Source organism: Neokomagataea anthophila (assembly GCF_018122595.1).
Classification (GTDB): domain Bacteria; phylum Pseudomonadota; class Alphaproteobacteria; order Acetobacterales; family Acetobacteraceae; genus Gluconobacter; species Gluconobacter anthophilus.
This window is the reverse complement of sequence record NZ_JAGRQH010000003.1, coordinates 22781-40580: the sequence shown is the minus strand read 5'-3', so window position 1 is coordinate 40580 and position 17800 is coordinate 22781. Positions and strand designations below refer to the sequence as shown.

General features: G+C 52.4%; 15 protein-coding genes and 2 tRNA genes. 3 read left to right on the top strand and 14 right to left on the bottom strand.

Going from position 1 to position 17800, the window contains the following annotated elements:
- Window positions 1-3 precede the first annotated feature (3 nt).
- A complete protein-coding gene (locus KB213_RS05370) occupies window positions 4-528 on the top strand; it encodes a hypothetical protein (RefSeq protein ID WP_211681043.1) in 525 nt (174 codons plus the stop codon).
- Window positions 503-1303, top strand: a complete 801-nt coding sequence (locus tag KB213_RS05365; RefSeq protein ID WP_211681041.1) for a DNA adenine methylase — start codon at window positions 503-505, stop codon at window positions 1301-1303. Before KB213_RS05370 ends, KB213_RS05365 begins: the two co-directional genes overlap by 26 nt.
- 246 nt (window positions 1304-1549) lie before the next feature.
- Here KB213_RS05365 and KB213_RS05360 read toward each other — a convergent pair whose 3' ends face one another.
- From KB213_RS05360 to KB213_RS05295, 14 genes are all read right to left on the bottom strand, one after another.
- Entirely contained in the window at window positions 1550-2233 is a 684-nt protein-coding gene (locus KB213_RS05360; protein WP_068170715.1) for an ABC transporter ATP-binding protein, read from the bottom strand.
- Entirely contained in the window at window positions 2226-3473 is a 1248-nt protein-coding gene (locus tag KB213_RS05355) for a lipoprotein-releasing ABC transporter permease subunit (protein WP_211681039.1), read from the bottom strand. The genes KB213_RS05360 and KB213_RS05355 overlap by 8 nt, the downstream gene beginning before the upstream one ends.
- The gene (proS, locus tag KB213_RS05350; protein ID WP_211681037.1) at window positions 3473-4789 is read right to left on the bottom strand and encodes a proline--tRNA ligase; all 1317 of its coding nucleotides are present in this window, start codon (window positions 4787-4789) and stop codon (window positions 3473-3475) included. Before proS ends, KB213_RS05355 begins: the two co-directional genes overlap by 1 nt.
- Window positions 4790-4804: 15 nt before the next feature.
- Entirely contained in the window at window positions 4805-6463 is a 1659-nt protein-coding gene (locus tag KB213_RS05345) for a ribonuclease J (RefSeq protein ID WP_211681648.1), read from the bottom strand.
- A gap of 48 nt (window positions 6464-6511) precedes the next feature.
- A complete protein-coding gene (locus tag KB213_RS05340; RefSeq protein ID WP_211681035.1) occupies window positions 6512-7315 on the bottom strand; it encodes a type III pantothenate kinase in 804 nt (267 codons plus the stop codon).
- Between the two features lie 16 nt (window positions 7316-7331).
- A complete protein-coding gene (locus tag KB213_RS05335; protein ID WP_211681033.1) occupies window positions 7332-8072 on the bottom strand; it encodes a biotin--[acetyl-CoA-carboxylase] ligase in 741 nt (246 codons plus the stop codon).
- A 21-nt stretch (window positions 8073-8093) separates the two neighbouring features.
- Window positions 8094-8168 (bottom strand) — tRNA-Val (locus KB213_RS05330).
- A gap of 90 nt (window positions 8169-8258) precedes the next feature.
- Window positions 8259-8543 (bottom strand): HU family DNA-binding protein, encoded by a 285-nt coding sequence (locus tag KB213_RS05325; RefSeq protein ID WP_068172295.1) that lies wholly within the window; start codon window positions 8541-8543, stop codon window positions 8259-8261.
- A gap of 137 nt (window positions 8544-8680) precedes the next feature.
- Window positions 8681-11065 carry an endopeptidase La gene (lon, locus tag KB213_RS05320; RefSeq protein WP_408903727.1) on the bottom strand — a complete coding sequence of 795 codons (2385 nt, stop codon included), beginning with the start codon at window positions 11063-11065 and terminating at the stop codon, window positions 8681-8683.
- 310 nt (window positions 11066-11375) lie between these two features.
- Window positions 11376-12641, bottom strand: a complete 1266-nt coding sequence (gene clpX, locus KB213_RS05315; RefSeq protein WP_211681029.1) for an ATP-dependent Clp protease ATP-binding subunit ClpX — start codon at window positions 12639-12641, stop codon at window positions 11376-11378.
- Between the two features lie 202 nt (window positions 12642-12843).
- Window positions 12844-13485, bottom strand: coding sequence for an ATP-dependent Clp protease proteolytic subunit (locus tag KB213_RS05310; RefSeq protein ID WP_211681027.1), 642 nt, complete (start codon window positions 13483-13485; stop codon window positions 12844-12846).
- Between the two features lie 150 nt (window positions 13486-13635).
- Complete coding sequence (gene tig, locus KB213_RS05305; protein ID WP_211681025.1) at window positions 13636-14967, bottom strand: trigger factor; 1332 nt, start codon at window positions 14965-14967, stop codon at window positions 13636-13638.
- Window positions 14968-15019: 52 nt separating this feature from the next.
- Window positions 15020-15104 (bottom strand) — tRNA-Leu (locus tag KB213_RS05300).
- Window positions 15105-15180: 76 nt separating this feature from the next.
- The gene (locus tag KB213_RS05295; protein WP_211681023.1) at window positions 15181-16650 is read right to left on the bottom strand and encodes an NAD(P)H-hydrate dehydratase; all 1470 of its coding nucleotides are present in this window, start codon (window positions 16648-16650) and stop codon (window positions 15181-15183) included.
- A gap of 158 nt (window positions 16651-16808) precedes the next feature.
- Between KB213_RS05295 and KB213_RS05290 the strand changes: the two genes are divergently transcribed.
- Entirely contained in the window at window positions 16809-17261 is a 453-nt protein-coding gene (locus KB213_RS05290; RefSeq protein WP_211681021.1) for a hypothetical protein, read from the top strand.
- Window positions 17262-17800: the final 539 nt, after the last annotated feature.

The following is a 17800-nucleotide window of genomic DNA, read 5'->3' as shown; positions in this document are numbered from 1 at the left end:
GCCATGATGGAGATACTGACGTCCGTCCGGTCATGGATTGAGGTCATCACGCCCATTGTCACCGGCATTTTCGGCTGGTTTGGAAGTCGTGTTCAAGCACGTGTCACGGCGCAGCGTTCGGCTGTTGACGGGCAAAATGCCGAAAATCAAAAGACACAGTTAATGCTGGAGCGTGAGAAGGTTTTAACTGGACGGCTTGCAGAGGCTATGCGTGAGGCACGTGATAATTGGCGCTTATTATACGAACGTGAGGCGGTTCTGATCCAGTATCATGCAGCCGCGATTGGCGCGCGCCTGAGTGTCCATGAATGGGAAATGCGATCAGGCCGCAAACCGACGTCCTTCGAGCCGTTACCGGGCTATCCGCCACAACAGAATTCTACCGCTGCTCATGAGGCGGTGGATCAAGCTGTCTCACCAGCTGATCCGGGTGCACAAACACCCACGAGTAAACTCGCTCCGCCCACCACTGCAGTGGCAGAGCACACTATGGTTCAAAAAAATGAAGGAAACATTAACGCCGGTTGAACCGGTATCGCCGATCGCCCCCTACGTAGGAGGCAAGCGTTTATTAGCTAAACGCATTATGGAGCGCATGAAGGCCATTGATCATAACGCATATGTCGAGCCGTTTGTCGGAATGGGGGGCGTCTTTTTTAGACGTCCAGTGATGACGCGATGCGAAGTCATCAATGACCTAAACCGAGATGTCTCAAATCTCTTTCGCGTTTTGCAGCGGCATTATGTTCCTCTGATGGATATGTTGCGATGGCAGGTCACCAGTCGGGCGGATTTTGAACGTCTGCGGAACGCTCAGCCTGATACTCTGACGGATTTAGAGCGTGCGTGCAGGTTCTTATATTTGCAACGTACCGCCTTTGGCGGGCAGCCAGTCAGGCCCACATTTGGGACGTCTAAAACAACGAGTGCTCGTTTTGACGTCACGAAATTAGCGCCCATGTTGGAAGATGTTCATGCACGCCTATCGCGTGTCGTCATTGAGTGTCTACGCTGGCAAGATGTGATTAAGCGGTATGATAGCGCTGGGACACTCTTCTATCTGGACCCTCCGTATTATGGCTGTGAAAACTATTATAATGCGTCGTTCACACGGGATCAGTTTGAAGAGATGGCTGTGCTGTTGCAAACCATTAAAGGGCGTTTCGTGCTGTCTTTGAATGATACGCCGGAAGTCAGAAAAATATTCTCGCAGTTTAACATTGAACACGTCGAAGTTAGGTATTCATTGATGCGAGATAGGCTCGATAAAGAGCGCTTTAAAGAGGTTTTAATTAGCAATTAAAACCTCTTAATCCGTAGTGGTTCTGGGTGGTTTTAGGCGAGCGAAGGGGTTCCATTTTATATGTCCCCCAGTTCCAAACCATCCGACCCGCTACAAGGGCCGAGCGGCTTTTAAGCCCCGCAAAAATGCAAACGCTTAGGCTTGACGTCCACGCCCCACACCAGCCCCAAATTTTCAAAAGTCTTTTTGCTTCTTTTTCTTCAGAAAAAGAAGCCACCCCACGAACCAAAGCTCGTCCCTATCGACCTAGCCTTCATAAGAAACAATTTTACCGCCACGCAACGTCACCGTACGGTCCATACGTGCCGCCAGTTCTGCATTATGCGTCGCGATTAAAGCAGCTGAACCTTCTTCACGCACCACACGCAAAAGCTCGGCAAAAACCTGATCCGACGTCCCCGAATCAAGATTACCCGTCGGTTCATCTGCCAAAATGACTTTAGGGTGATTAGCCAAAGCCCGTGCAATCGCCGTACGCTGCTGTTCCCCCCCAGACATACGCCCCGGTGCGGCATGCAAACGATGCCCAAGACCAAAACGCTCTAACAAAGACACAGCCCGCGCCTTCGCATCAGCCTTAGACACCCCAGCAACAAGCTGCGGCAACATCACATTTTCTAAGGCCGAAAACTCACCCAACAGATGATGGAATTGATAGACAAACCCAATCTCATCACGCCGCATCGCCGTACGTGCCGCCTCTTTACGGCCCATGACACGCCCTGCAACGCAGACTTCACCTTCCGTCGGCGTTTCCAATAACCCCGCCAAATGCAGCAGCGTCGATTTCCCCGTGCCGCTCGGCGCAACCAGCGCCACAATTTCACCAGGCATGAGCGCAAAATCCGCACCCGACAAAATTTCTAACGTTTCATCACCAGACCGAAAACGACGGACAACGTTCTTTAACTGCAAAACCGCATTATTCATGACGCAAGGCCTCAATCGGGTCTGTTTTTGCAGCACGCCATGCCGGATAAATCGTCGCCAACAGCGACAGCACTAACGACATAACAATCACTTCGATAACCTGCGACCACACAAGCTTGGCCGGCAAACGCTCCAGAAAATACACTTCTGGGTTGAATAAATTCGTTCCTGTCAAAGACTGCAACGCCTGCCGAATACGCTCAATATTCAACGCAAACGCAATCCCAAGCACAGAGCCTGCGAATGTCCCCGCAACACCAACAAAAGCACCACACATCAGAAAAATTCGCATAATCGCGCCGCGACTAGCCCCTAATGTCCGCAGCACCGCAATGTCGCGCGTCTTGTCCTTCACCATCATAATCAACGATGAAATGACATTGAACGCGGCAACCAGAATAATCAGTGTCAGAATGAGGAACATCACATTCTGCTCAACCGTCACAGCATCCAAAAAACCATTGGCGCTTTGCGTCCAGTCCAGCACCCGCAAACGTGGATCATCCAAACGCGTCGCAATCGCTTGACGAATAGGCTGCACATGCGTCGGGTCATCGGTCGAGACTTGGATCAAAGACGCCGCATTACCCAGCATCTGAAACTTCTGCGCCGCCCCAATCGGGGCCAGAACAACATTCGCGTTGTAGTCGTTCCAGTTCGCATCGAACACGACCGCCACATGGTACACTTTGGCCCGTGGCATCGTCCCAAACGGCGTCGCTTGCCCATCGGCTGACAGCAGCGTCAGTGGCGAACCAACCGTTAAGCCCGCACGCTCCGCCAGCGTAATCCCAATCGCAACAGCATCATCGCCTGTAAATCGATCAAGACTACCGGCAATAACCCCGCTACTTAACGCTTTCCAATTCCGCAGATCATCCTGCGCAATCCCCTGAAGTTGCGCACCCGTCGAATAACGCCCGGCTTCCACCAAAACTGTACCTTGGGTCATCGCAATAGCGGACCGTACCCCCGGCACTTGGCGGATCGCCGCAACATCATTCGGGTAATCATCAATGGAACGGCCATAGCCAAACACGGTCAAATCACCATGCAGCCCCAAAATCCGCCCCATCAAATCTGACTTAAACCCATTCATCACCGACATCACGATGATGAGCGTAGCCACTCCGAGCGCAATCCCGATTAACGAGAAAATGGCAATAATGGACGCAAACCGTTCACCTTTGCGGGCACGCAAATAACGCCCCGCAACCATACGCTCAAAGCGGCCAAACATCAGACGATTCCGATACGCTCTAGGGCCTCTTGCACCGTGACCTCAACCCGTTCACCGGTAGCACGACGCTTCAATTCAACCAGACCATTCTTAGCACCACGCGGGCCAACAACGACCTGCCACGGATGCCCCATCAAGTCCGCATCATTGAACTTCACACCTGCCCGCTCATCACGGTCATCATACATCAGGTTGTTTGGCTCACGATCATAGATCTCAGCGCAAAGACGGTCACACGCCTCATCACCCGGACGCAAATTCAAGATCGCCGCACGATATGGTGCAACAGAATCCGGCCAGATAATCCCGCCATCATCATGAGAGGCTTCAATAATAGCCCCCATCAAACGCGAAACACCAACACCATAGGACCCCATATGCGGCGCAAGCTTCGCCCCATCTGGCCCCACGACTTCAACGCCCATAGACGCCGTGTACTTGGTGCCGAAGTAGAAGATATGCCCCACTTCAATGCCGCGCCCTTCACGACGGCGCGCTTCCGGCACTTCTGCCCAAGCGGCTTCATCATGTTTTTCGTCAGTCGCAGCATAATGGCCCGTCACCGTTTGGAAGAATTCTCCCAAGCTTGCATGGTCATCACAATCGACCGGACGGCTCAGCCAATCTTGCTCTTCCAAAGCGGCATCAAAGAACACACCACTTTCGCCAGTTGGTGCCAGAACCAAGAACTCATGGCTCAAATCACCACCGATCGGCCCCGTATCTGCCACCATTGGGACTGCGCGCACACCCAGACGTTGGAAAATACGCAGATACGACAGCATCATACGACGGTAGCTGGCCACAGCGTCTTCATATGATACGTCGAAGGAGTACGCGTCCTTCATCAAGAACTCACGTCCACGCATCACACCAAAACGTGGGCGCACCTCATCACGGAACTTCCACTGAATATGATACAGCGCCTTTGGCAAATCCTTGTAGGACTTGATCGCCGCGCCAAAAATATCCGTGACCATTTCTTCATTGGTCGGCCCGTAGAGCAGATCACGCCCCTGACGGTCCTGAATACGCAGCATTTCCGGGCCATACGCATCATAACGGCCGGAGCGCTTCCACAATTCAGCGGATTGCAACGTCGGCATCAGCAGTTCCTGCGCCCCAATCGCATCCTGCTCTTCACGCACAATGTCTTCAATACGGCGCAGAACACGCAACCCTGCTGGCAACCACGCATAAATGCCTGAGGCAGTCTGACGAATCAGACCTGCCCGCAACATCAGACGATGTGACGCAATTTGCGCTTCCGCTGGAACTTCCTTCAGCGTTGGCTGAAATGCTTTACTTAAACGCATGATTTTTAACTATCCTCAAACACGCAACAGGTGAACATCAACCAACGGACGCTTCTGCAACTTACGTCCCAATGCCCGACGCAACGCTGTACGCGCAGCGTCACGGAACATCAGATCATCTTCACGCAGTTCATCCGGAATAGCGTCAATCGCATCAGCAAATTCTTCACGGATACGCAGCGTTTCTGGATCTTCAACCTCCAGCAGACCCGGTGCGCTGATCTTCGGGTTACCAATAACGTAACCTTCATCATCCACCGCGAAGCTGGCCAGAACGATACCATTGAACAACATCTTACGACGCGCAGCCAAAACACCACCCGTCATTGGCAGCAAACGACCGCCATCCAGTGCCAAGCGTCCCGTTGGCGCTGTATCCACAACTCCAACCGCTCCTGGAGACAGGTTCAAAATATCACCATCTTCCAACAGAATTGGCTCAGCCCCAGCCTCACGTGCCAGAGCCGCATGCGCCGTTAGATGACGCCATTCACCATGGGTCGGGATGCTGTATTTTGGCTTTACCAAGTCATACAGAACGCGCACATCACCGCCCGTCGCATGACCAGAGGTATGCACTTTCCCATCCTTGTCCGTCAGCACACGCACGCCACGACGGGACAGATTATCCTGCACCCCCATCACAGCTTGCTCATTCCCCGGAATAACGCGGGAGCTGTAAATAACCGTATCGCCCTCACCCAAAGAAATATTTGGATGCGTATCACCAGCAATGCGCGACAGAGCAGAACGCGCCTCACCTTGGCTGCCTGTAATGATCATCAGCAAACGATCATCTTCAATATCACGAGCATCCTGCTCCGTCAGGAACGGTGGCAGATCAGAGAAATAACCACATTCACGCGCAGCCGTTTCAAGATTACGCAGCGAACGACCAACAATCATCACTTCGCGGCCAGAAGCACGTGCTGCCTTCGCAATGCTCTCAACACGGGCAACGTTACTGGCAAAGCACGTCACCGCAATACGTCCGCTCAAACCGGCCACGAGTTCCGTCAGTCCAATGCGCACATCTGCTTCGGACTCAGAGCGACCTTCCTTCATGACGTTGGTGCTGTCGCCCACCATGGCCAGAACACCTTCTTTGCCAAGGCGTTCAAAGGTCTCAAGATCTGTTTTAGGGCCGACTAGCGGATTTTCATCCAACTTCCAGTCACCCGTATGCACGATCAAACCATGCGGCGTGCGCAGCGCAATTGCCTGTGCCTCAGCAACAGAATGGGTCACCGGCACAAATTGCAGGTCAAACGGTCCAACATCAAAACGAGACGCAGGCAGAATAATATTGACCGGCACTTGGTTTAAAAGACCAGCTTCATACAATTTACGGCGCAATACAGCCGCGGCAAAAGGCGTCACGTAAACCGGGCACTGCAAATACGGCCACAAATGTGCCACAGCACCCAAGTGGTCTTCATGCGCATGCGTAATCACCAACCCATGCAGATCTCTTCTACGCTCCGCAATGAAAGATGGATCCGGCATAAGCACTTCAGCTTCCGGCGTATCATTGCCCGAAAACCCAATACCGCAATCAATAGCCAACCAATGTTCGCGCCCATCTTTCGTGAGACGATAGAGATTGAAATTCATGCCAATCTCGCCCGTCCCACCCATGGGCAGGAAGGACAAACCGTCAGGCATATCCGTCATCATAAATCCTTACTTTTGTCATCAATGAGAGAGTGTATCCATGGCCGATCACTTTTCTGTGCGACCGGAAGAATGTTCTTGTTCAACAGCCGCATTACGGTCTGCCAACAGACGGAGACCATCCAGCGTCAAATCTGGTGCCATCACGTCAAAAAGATCTGTACCTTCAGAAAAAAGCGGCGCTAAACCGCCCGTCGCCACCACTTTAGGGCGCGCATCCATTTCATCGGCAATGCGTCGAATAATACCTTCGACAAGCCCCACATACCCCCAGAACAGACCCGAGCGCATCGCAATGCTGGTATTGCGCCCAATAACTGCAATAGGCCGCCCAATGCTCATACGAGGCAACCGTGCCGCAGCCCGGTGTAGTGCTTCACTCGACAAATTTACACCCGGCGCAATGGCACCGCCGCAATACTGTCCTTGAGCATTAATCACATCAAAAGTCGTCGCAGTACCGAAATCGACAACCACAGCAGGGCCGCCAAAAAAATGCTTAGCAGCCAATCCGTTCAAGCGTCGGTCCGCCCCTAATTCATCGGGGTTATCAACCAACACTTCGATTCCCCAGTTTAAACGCGAATGCGCAACCAAGGGTTCTACTTTCAACCACTTACGGCAAAAACGTCGGAGATCATACAATGCCGCAGGAACAACCGTGCCAATTATCGCACGCGCAACATCTGCAGCATCCAGCCCAACACGCTCTAAAAGACCATAAAACCAAACAGCATACTCATCCGCTGTTCGGCTATCATTCGCAGAAATGCGCCATTGCCCACACCATTGATCACCATCATGCAAGGCGAACACGACGTTTGTATTGCCAGAATCAATGACGAGAAGCACTATGCAGTCCGGCCCTTCAGCCCAGCAAGATTTCGCCGGTCACCACCGGAATGGTTTCACCGTTCGAACGGGTCAATAACAAGCGGCCCATCATATCGAGGCCAGAGAATTCACCCTCAATATAGTTTTCACCGCGCCGAACTGCAAGTCGGTGGCCAACCGGGTGAGCAAGTTTCAGCCAAGCATCCCGAATAAGAGCAAAACCACCCTGCTCCCAAGCCGCATATTGCGCCTCTAAACACGCCCCGATATGCCGCCCTAACACGCACGGATCAAACACCGCCCCCAATTCCGACAAAGCTGCCAAGACACGACCCGGAATAACTGGAGCAGAACGCACATTCACCCCAACCCCGATTACGACCCAAGCGTCATCACATCCCTCTTGTGGACCACTTGTTTCGATTAATATGCCGGAAACTTTACGCTGCTGCAGCAATACGTCATTAGGCCACTTCAACTGAAGGGCCGCTGGAGCCAACAGCGTGCCACATAATGCTGAAATAGCATCGTGCACAGCCACAGCCGTTAAAAATGGAACAGCCGTCAAAAATTCTGAAAAATTCTTTGGACGCAATAAAAAAGAAATCGCAACATTTCCGCCCGGATCATCCCAATGGCGGCCACGTGTCCCTCGCCCTTGCGTTTGGCGAAGAGCCTGAACTGCTATATTGTTAAGGGATTTCTTTTCGGCGTAAGCCTTGCACAAATCCGATGTAGAGCTCAGCTCTTCATGGATTTCAAATGTCCAGCTCATAACATGGTAACTTTAAGAAAATGGTGGGCGATGACGGGATTGAACCGCCGACCCTCTCGGTGTAAACGAGACGCTCTACCGCTGAGCTAATCGCCCTCAAAGTTTCCATGCCCTGAAGCAGTGAGAGGGTGTTTAGCACCCGGGCTGGCACTTGCCAACCCGGAAACTAAACTTTTTTGAAAAAAATTAGCTCACCGCATCCTTCAGGCCCTTACCAGGCTTGAAACGGACAGAGGTAGATGCCGGAATATCGATCTCTTCGCCCGTGCGCGGGTTACGGCCCTTAGCAGCCTTACGCGTCGCAGTCACAAAGCTACCAAAACCGACCAAACGAACTTCCTGCTTGTTGGAAAGTGCGTTTTCAATCGTACCGAACACTGCGTCAACGACTTCGCTCGCCTTAGCTTTGGGAAGCTCAGCGGCATCAGCAACAGCAGCAATCAGTTCTTGCTTGTTAAGGGGCTTCTCCATGGTGTGCCTTTCTGGTGTTGAGTTCTGCCGTCCTAGACCAAAAGCCCTAGACGGCAGAAGCTAATTTTGTTCGTGGCCGCACTATTGAAGCGCTTTCCGGCCGCGTCAACTCTAAGAAGAACAGAAGATTGCCAGCGTCAATGCGCAAGCGACGATGTTCCTGAATTATCCTCTACAATTCTGCTTTCAAGCGCATTTTTATCGCTTGGAACCAACGGTTCAGGCTCGCGTGACAAAGCAATCTTCAAAACATCACCCACATGCGCCACTGGAATGATCTCCAAAGCATGGCGCACATTCTCCGGCACTTCGACCAGATCTTTTTCATTATCCTTGGGAATCAGCACAGTCTTGATCCCCGCACGCACAGCAGCAAGCAGCTTTTCTTTCAGCCCGCCAATCTCAAGCACACGCCCACGCAGCGTCACCTCACCCGTCATCGCCACGTCATGTCGGATCGGAATATCCGTCAACACACTGACCAATGACGTCACAAGCGCAATACCCGCAGACGGCCCATCTTTTGGCGTTGCCCCTTCAGGCAAATGCACATGCAAATCTTTCTTTGCAAAAGCATCTGCCGAAATACCAAAGCTCTCTGCACGAGAACGCACAAAGGACAGCGCAGCTGCAATGCTCTCTTGCATCACATCGCCCAGCTTACCCGTATGCTTAATCTGGCCTTTTCCGGGTGAACTCACACTTTCAATGGTCAGAATTTCACCGCCAACCTGCGTCCACGCAAGCCCGGTGACAACACCAACCATATCCTCACCTTCCGTCTCACCATGACGGTAACGGCGAACACCCGCATATTTCTCTAGGTTTTCCGCCGTGATCGCCACAGAGGTCACACCCGTCGAAATAATTTCCTTCACAACCTTACGTGCCAGCTTCGCAATCGCTCTTTCTAGATTACGAACACCGGCTTCACGCGTGTAAGAGCGGATCAGCTCACGAATCGCATCATCCGTCACCGACCATTCATGCGGCTTCAGATTATGCGCTTCCGCTTGCTTGTTCAGCAGATGACGACGAACAATCGCCAGCTTCTCATCCTCCGTATAACCAGACAGAGAAATGATCTCCATACGGTCCAACAAAGGCTGCGGCATGTTCAAGCTATTCGCCGTCGTCACAAACATCACATCGGACAGATCGTAATCGACCTCCAAATAGTGATCGCCAAACGTGTCATTTTGCTCTGGATCCAACACTTCCAACAACGCAGAAGACGGATCGCCACGCCAGTCAGACCCAAGCTTATCAATCTCATCCAGCAAGAAGAGCGGATTAGAGCTCTTCGCCTTCTTCATGCCCTGCACGACCTTACCCGGCATAGAGCCGATATACGTCCGGCGATGACCACGAATCTCAGATTCGTCACGCACACCACCTAAAGACATACGTACATAAGTCCGCCCCGTCGCCTTAGCGATAGAACGTGCCAGAGATGTTTTACCAACACCTGGCGGCCCTACGAGACACAGAATCGGCCCTTTAACCTTCTGAGAACGCGTCTGAACGGCCAGATATTCAAGAATACGCTCCTTGACCTTCTCTAAGCCGTAATGTTCCGCTTCAAGCGTCTCTTCAGCACGCTTCAAATCACGCAGAATTTTTGAGCGCTTCTTCCACGGAATACTCAGCAACCAGTCCAGATAATTCCGAACCACCGTACCTTCCGCAGACATCGGGCTCATGCCACGCAGTTTTTTCAGCTCACCCAGAGCTTTTTCGCGCGCTTCTTTAGAGAGACGTGTCTTGGCAATTTTTTCTTCAAGCTCAGCGAGTTCGTCTTTGCCGTCCTCGCCCTCGCCCAATTCCTTCTGAATCGCCTTCAACTGTTCATTCAGATAATACTCACGCTGCGTCTTTTCCATCTGACGCTTCACGCGGTTCCGAATACGCTTCTCGACCTGAAGAACCCCAATCTCCGTCTCAATATGCGTGAACACTTGTTCCAAGCGTTGCGCTGCAGAAGACGTTTCGAGGATTTCTTGCTTCTCAGCAATTTTCAGATTCAAATGGCCTGCAATAGTATCTGCAAGCTTCGACAGATCATCAATCTGATTAATTGACACCATCACTTCTGACGGAATCTTTTTATTCAGCTTAATATACTGCTCGAAATGAGACACCGCTGAACGACCCAGAGCTTCAAGCTCACTGCCTGGCGTCGCATCAACCGCTTCTTCTGGGAATTCTTCGATCTCGGCTTCGAAATGCCCATCAACGTCAAAAAGACGCTTAATACGAACACGACGCTCGCCCTCGACCAGCACCTTCACCGTACCATCAGGAAGCTTCAAAAGCTGCAAAATCGTTGAAACTGTGCCGCAACGATAAATATCATCCACAGCCGGATCATCGAGCGACACATCTTTTTGTGCCACCAACAAGATCTGCTTGCTATCCTGCGTCACAGTCTCAAGAGATTTGACGGATTTTTCACGCCCTACAAAGAGCGGTACAATCATATGCGGAAATACGACAATATTCCGCAGCGGCAGAACCGGCATCACACGGACCGTTGGCTCGGCTGCTTCTTTTTTAGAGCTTGCCTTACGCGTGCGCGGCGCGCTCTTTTTCTTTACACTATCAGCCTTGGCTGTCTCCGTTGCTTTAGCAGCACGGCGGCGTTTTGGCTTAGGGGTCGTATCATCAGTCATTCTGTCGATCTCCAATTCGGACGATCCCACGGCGTCGCCTGCCCAGCAGCGCAACCTCCGTGAACTCTGGCGCGCACCTCACGATGCGCGCGCCAACCGCAGTTAATATTGGGCCTGAATAGGCCAGCCACAAGCAAAGAAAGCAGAAATAACCAAATGGTTAAGCGGACTGCTCCGCTGGCTCTGCCTTCCCTTCACCATGGACATAAACCGGACTTGCCTTTTTCTCAGCGACATCTCGATTAATGACCACCTCTTCCACGCTCTCCAGCCCTGGAAGATCAAACATCGTCTCCATCAGCATGCTTTCCATAATAGAACGCAAACCACGAGCACCCGTTTTCCGTTCAATTGCGCGGTTAGCAATTGCTTTCAGAGCATCGTCCGTGAAGGTCAGTTTAACGCCTTCCATGTCAAAAAGACGGCCATATTGTTTCACAAGCGCATTTTTCGGCTGAGATAGAATCTGCACCAAAGCATCTTCATCCAAGTCATTCAGCGCTGCAATAACAGGAAGACGTCCAATAAACTCAGGGATCAAACCAAACTTCAGCAGGTCTTCCGGCTCAACACTCTGCAGAATCGCACCCAAGCGACGCTCATCGTCAGAACGTACATCCGCTCCAAAGCCAATCGCTGAGCCCTTACCGCGCGCTGCAATAATCTTGTCCAAACCAGCAAACGCACCACCACAGATGAACAACATGTTTGTCGTATCAACCTGCAAGAATTCTTGCTGCGGATGCTTGCGGCCGCCCTGCGGAGGCACTGACGCAACCGTGCCTTCCATCAGCTTCAGCAGCGCCTGCTGCACACCTTCACCGGACACATCTCGTGTGATGGAAGGGTTTTCAGACTTGCGTGAAATCTTATCAATTTCATCAATATACACGATGCCACGCTGCGCACGCTCAACATTGTAATCCGATGCCTGAAGCAGCTTCAGAATAATGTTTTCAACATCCTCACCAACATAACCTGCTTCTGTGAGGGTCGTCGCATCGGCCATTGTAAATGGCACGTCCAAAATGCGTGCCAACGTCTGCGCTAACAGCGTCTTACCAGACCCCGTCGGCCCAATGAGCAGAATGTTAGATTTCGCGATTTCAACATCATTGCTCTTCTGAGCGTGTGCCAAGCGCTTGTAGTGGTTATGCACCGCAACGGAGAGAGCACGCTTGGCCTCTACCTGCCCGATGACATAATCATCCAGAACCTTACAAATCTCTTTCGGCGTTGGCACACCATCATTGGACTTAACCAAGTGCGTTTTGTGCTCTTCTCGGATGATATCCATGCACAATTCAACGCACTCATCACAGATGAATACGGTCGGCCCTGCGATCAGCTTCCGAACTTCATGCTGAGATTTGCCACAGAACGAGCAATATAATGTATTTTTGGACTCGTCCGACTTGTTGCTCATCTCTGTTCCTCTCTCCGCTTACGCACGCTCACGAGACAATCTTACTGACACCTGCTTCGCGCAAGCCTTTAACTTTAAGCTAAGCTTTCCCACCTCGGCAAGACCGAAGCCCAAGCCCTAGAGACACGAAAAGCGGCATAAGACGATGCCGCTTTACCGTTTCAATGCACACTCAGCATTCTACTGCCGACAACGCCTGCGCTCAAACCGCATCACCCGCACTCGGATGACGGCGCACCACCTCATCAACCAGACCAAAAGCTTGCGCTTCTTCTGCTGATAAGTAACTATCACGCTCCAGCTTTTGCTCGATATCCTCAAGCGTCTGCCCGGTATGTTCGCGATAGATTTCGTTAAGACGCTGACGGATTACAAGAATCTCACGCGCCTGAATTTCAATATCAGAAGCCTGCCCCTGCGCCCCACCAGATGGCTGATGCACCATGACGCGTGCATTTGGGAGGCAGTAACGACGTCCCTTTTCACCACCAGCCAACAACAAAGACCCCATAGAGGCCGCCTGACCGATGCACACCGTACTGACCGGGCAACGGATGTACTGCATGGTATCGTAAATCGCGAGACCAGCCGAAACAACGCCACCGGGGCTGTTGATGTAAAAGGAAATTTCTTTCGTCGGATTCACGCTCTCAAGATACAAGAGCTGCGCACTGATCAGTGATGCCACTTGATCATAAACAGGTCCCGTCAGGAAAATAATACGTTCCTGAAGCAGTCGGGAGTAAATATCGAAGGCTCGCTCACCGCGTGCAGTCTGCTCGACCACCATAGGTACAAGCGCGTTACCGAACACCTCGACGGGATCGTGGTTCCCAATGGCCATGCTGTCTCTTCCTCGTTGCCCTCGGGCTATCAGCTTCCTAACATGGCCCCACAACGTTGCGCCGTCAAAGGGCTCGACGCAGGAAAATCACACAAACATGCCATATGAGGCGAAGAATGTACTTTTCTTCGCCTCACAAGGTCTAATCAATCAAAGATCAGCAGCTGGGATCTCTGAAAGCTCTTCCGGCGTCACTTCTTTTTCTGTGACGTCAGACAGCTCGATCAAGTAGTCAACAACCTTGTTTTCCAAGATCGGGCCACGCAGGCCTTCAACAGCTTGCGGGTTCTTGGAGAAGAACTCGAAGACAGCCTTTTCTTGACCTGGGTAACGCTGAGCTTCTTGCTGCATCGCGCCGATAAGCTCTTCACGGCTTACCTGAATGTCCTGCTTACGACCGATTTCAGCCAAAAGAAGACCCAGCTTCACGCGACGTTCTGCAATGCGGCGGTAATCTGCACGAAGTGTTTCTTCGTCCTTACCGGCATCTTCTTCGTCCATGTTGCCAGCTTGGCGGTCTTGCTCAACACGCGCCCAAATCTGACCGAACTCAGCGTCAACCATGCTTTCTGGCGCATCGAAGTCTGTCTTTTCAGCCAGAATATCGAGCAGCTCACGCTTGATACGCAAACGAGACAACTGGATGTACTCACCCTCAGCCTGTTCCGTTACAATCTTACGTGCTTGATCAATGCTTTCGAGACCAACCGTCTTTGCCAGTTCGTCATCAATCGCCGGATCAATCGCCTTCTTCAGGGCATTTGCCTTGATGTCAAAGGTTGCTTCTTTACCAGCCAGCTCAGCAGCCTGATAATCTTCCGGGAATGTCACCGTAATGACTTTTTCTTCGCCGACTTTCAGACCTTCGATTTGCTCAGCGAAACCGGGAATAAAGCCTTCGCCACCGATCTCAACATTCACATCTTGAGCGGTACCGCCGTCAAATGCTTCACCATTGACCTTACCGACGAAGTCAACGTTAACAACGTCACCCTTCACGGCAGCACGATCTTCTTCGATCGTCTCAAAGGTGCGGCTACGACGTGCCAACTCACCCAGAGCCTTATCAACAACAGACTCGTCAACCTTAGCGGTCAGACGCGTCAGCTTAAGACCCGCCAAGTCTGGAACCGTAATTTCCGGCAGAATTTCAACTTCAACCTTGAACTCAAGGTCACCTTCGCTGTCCGGCGCAGATACCAGATCCACCTTCGGCTGCGTAGCCGGGCGAATGTTCTGCTCTTGCATCACGCGACCAGTTGCGTCGTTTACAGCTTTTTCGAGCAGTTCAGCATTCACGGAAGCGCCATAACGCTGCTTAACCAATGAAACAGGAACCTTACCCGGACGGAAACCCGGCAGGCTAACTGTCTTAGCAACTTCAGCCAAACGAGCTTTCCGGTCAGCCTGCAGATCAGCAGACGGAACAACGACGGTGAAGGCGCGCTTAAGTCCTTCGTTAAGCGTAGGCGTAACCTGCATGAGCCAGGCGATCCTCTCAGGTCGGGTATAAATGAGTTAGGGAAAAACGGGTTGGTGCGGGCGGAGGGACTTGAACCCCCACAGCTTTCGCCACCAGAACCTAAATCTGGCGTGTCTACCAATTTCACCACGCCCGCGCATACAACCGTTTTTCAAGGGTTCGTCCTGAAGAGAACCCTGTGAAGCGCCGGATTTAGCGCATCTTTCTTTTTTTCACAACCGGGCAAAGGGAAAGTTTTTACAATTGATTGCATTCTGTCGTTTTTCTGCCTCTGCACGGGCACCACCTAAGTACCCCGCCAACACTTCAACAACAGGCCACCTACCATAGGCATCACCAGCCTTTTTGCCCGCCTCACCATGCATCCACACCGCAGCACAGCTCGCTTCCCACGCATCCATCCCTGCCGCCAGTAAAGCCGCAATAATACCACTCAACGTATCACCAGACCCGGCCGTCGCCAGTGCTGGGGAGGCATGAGCATTAATCGCTACCCGCCCATCAGGGGCCGCAATCAACGTATCGCTTCCCTTCAACACAACAATCGCACCTAGATTCTGGGCCGCCTCCCTCACAGCAACAATCCGCGTTTTTTCAAGAAGATTGCCAAACAACCGCTTAAATTCACCTTCATGCGGCGTAATGACCGTAACGCCTCGCAAATCGTTCAAACGATTCGCTCCTTCACCAAAGGCGCCAGCATCTGCCACAACACTGCGACCCGCACGCAGCAATACGGGCAAAGTCGTCGATACTTCATCCTCACAAAGACCGACACCACACAACCACACACGTCGCCGCTGATCGACCAACGCTTCACCTAAAGAACATGCATCGACAATAAGGCCCGGCTCCCCATTTCTATAAACAGCCAGATCACCACCAAGAATACGTACCAGCCCTGCCCCAGCAGAACGCGCCGCTTGAGCGGATAAGCGTGTAGCGCCAGTCATATGCAAGCCACCGCAAATACTCACGACACCACGACGATATTTGTGATCACCACTCCCGGCACGCGGCAAAAACCACAACCCCGGCTCATTCAGAAAGACCTGACTGCGCACGGCATCCTCGCATACAGAAGTCATGCCGATATCTGCACACACAACTTCCCCGCAGAAAGACGCAGAGGGCTGCAAAAAATGCGCCGGACGCGGCCGTACAAAACACACCGAAAAATCTACAGCCCGCACAGCTCCCAAGAGACGTCCCGTCGCACCACACACACCACTCGGCACGTCAATCGCCACGACACGACGCGCCGAGTGCAATAATTCCAAAATTTCCGGTGCTACAAGGCGTGATAACCCCGCTCCCAGCACAGCGTCGACAACCAAATCCGCCGCAACAACACGCCCTTCATCCTCGACATATATTGGCCCACACCACGCCTGCGCAGCCTTCTCCGCCAAACTCCCTTCACGCGGAGGCCATATGGCCAAAACAGAAACAGACCAGCCCCATAAAGCTAGCCAACGCGCAGCAACATACCCATCTCCGCCATTATTCCCCGCACCACACACCACAACAACGCGGCAAGGCTTACTGCGCGTTCGAATCGCCATCGCCACAGCCCAACCGGCCCGCTCCATGGCATCGGCTAATGTACCGTTCTGATCAGCCACTTCGTCCATAAGGCGGCTCTCAGCAGGATCTAACAATGCCAACGGGTGCAACGCCATGCCGCTTCCTTTCATCAAAAGGCTACCCCAAACAACACACTCACATTTTAAAGGCTCATGACACGAGCGGTTGCCTCTGGCATTCAACGGCCTCTCCCGGTACAACCCATCCAAAATACAAAAAACATGCGAAAATCGCCGTCGTACTGGAGCAATTCATGAGCGCCTATATTATTTGGAGCCTCGTACTCGCCGTTCATCTTTTAGGCATTGCTTACTGGGTTGGCGGCTCTCTTTATACCACACTCGTTACGCGCAGCACCGTCAATCTGCTCGACCCCACCCCCCGAGCAACAGTACTTCTACAAAGCTACGCTCGTTTTTTCCGTGGCTTATGGCATGTTATGGGCGCAACACTCATTAGTGGTTGGGCTATGATTTTCCATGATGGCGGCTTCGGCGCGGTCCCAATGGCCATCAACATCATGCAAGGCTTGGCACTCATCATGGCGATTATTTTCGTCACAACCGTTCAAGGCCCTTTCCGCCGCGCCCGCCGCGCTTTACGCCCATCTCCTGAAATGTTTGCAACCCTGCGGCGCCGAACAGCAATCATGGCTCTGTGCGGCATTCTTACCATCGTCACTGCCGCCTTCGCTGGCACCCATTAATTTCTTCACCCAGATGCTCCTTATCAGCCCTTCATTCTGCGTTTCACAGCGTGAACATGGTGCTATTGCTTGCCAATTCGCTCCAGAGCCGATAACGGAGCACAGTAAGGCTGCATGGGGCAGCCTGACCCTCAAAACCGGTAACGATCCCTTCGGGTCAACTCCGCCAACGAGAATTTCGAGAGTCATTTGAACGCGAAAACGACCTCCGGTCCCTCCAAGCCCCGCACAACCACTCCCCGCACAAGAGGGCGCAAGGTTGCACAGGATACTGCTGCGACTCCTGCTCTGGATGCGCCATCAGTCTCCGATGAGGCCCCGATTAGCGACGCACCAGCGGACGTTACCTCCTCCCTCAGCCTTACTGCTGATGCAGAGAAGCCTGCTCGTAAGCGCGCACCACGCCGCAAAAAAGCAGAGAGCGAAACTCTTCCCGCAGAAATCAGCACCACAGAGAGCATTTCTGCTCCAGAAGGCGTGGCACCCCCCAAACGTCGTGGGCGCCCCCGCAAAACCGCTCCTATTTCTGTTGACGAAAA

Coding starts and splice junctions, on each gene's coding strand:
- KB213_RS05370 (WP_211681043.1), top strand. CDS start 4: ATGATGGAGATACTGACGTCCGTCCGGTCATGGATTGAGGTCATCACG.
- KB213_RS05365 (WP_211681041.1), top strand. CDS start 503: ATGAAGGAAACATTAACGCCGGTTGAACCGGTATCGCCGATCGCCCCC.
- KB213_RS05360 (WP_068170715.1), bottom strand. CDS start 2,233: ATGAATAATGCGGTTTTGCAGTTAAAGAACGTTGTCCGTCGTTTTCGG.
- KB213_RS05355 (WP_211681039.1), bottom strand. CDS start 3,473: ATGTTTGGCCGCTTTGAGCGTATGGTTGCGGGGCGTTATTTGCGTGCC.
- proS (WP_211681037.1), bottom strand. CDS start 4,789: ATGCGTTTAAGTAAAGCATTTCAGCCAACGCTGAAGGAAGTTCCAGCG.
- KB213_RS05345 (WP_211681648.1), bottom strand. CDS start 6,463: ATGACGGATATGCCTGACGGTTTGTCCTTCCTGCCCATGGGTGGGACG.
- KB213_RS05335 (WP_211681033.1), bottom strand. CDS start 8,072: ATGAGCTGGACATTTGAAATCCATGAAGAGCTGAGCTCTACATCGGAT.
- KB213_RS05325 (WP_068172295.1), bottom strand. CDS start 8,543: ATGGAGAAGCCCCTTAACAAGCAAGAACTGATTGCTGCTGTTGCTGAT.
- lon (WP_408903727.1), bottom strand. CDS start 11,065: ATGCCGGTTCTGCCGCTGCGGAATATTGTCGTATTTCCGCATATGATT.
- clpX (WP_211681029.1), bottom strand. CDS start 12,641: ATGAGCAACAAGTCGGACGAGTCCAAAAATACATTATATTGCTCGTTC.
- KB213_RS05310 (WP_211681027.1), bottom strand. CDS start 13,485: ATGGCCATTGGGAACCACGATCCCGTCGAGGTGTTCGGTAACGCGCTT.
- tig (WP_211681025.1), bottom strand. CDS start 14,967: ATGCAGGTTACGCCTACGCTTAACGAAGGACTTAAGCGCGCCTTCACC.
- KB213_RS05295 (WP_211681023.1), bottom strand. CDS start 16,650: ATGGCGTTGCACCCGTTGGCATTGTTAGATCCTGCTGAGAGCCGCCTT.
- KB213_RS05290 (WP_211681021.1), top strand. CDS start 16,809: ATGAGCGCCTATATTATTTGGAGCCTCGTACTCGCCGTTCATCTTTTA.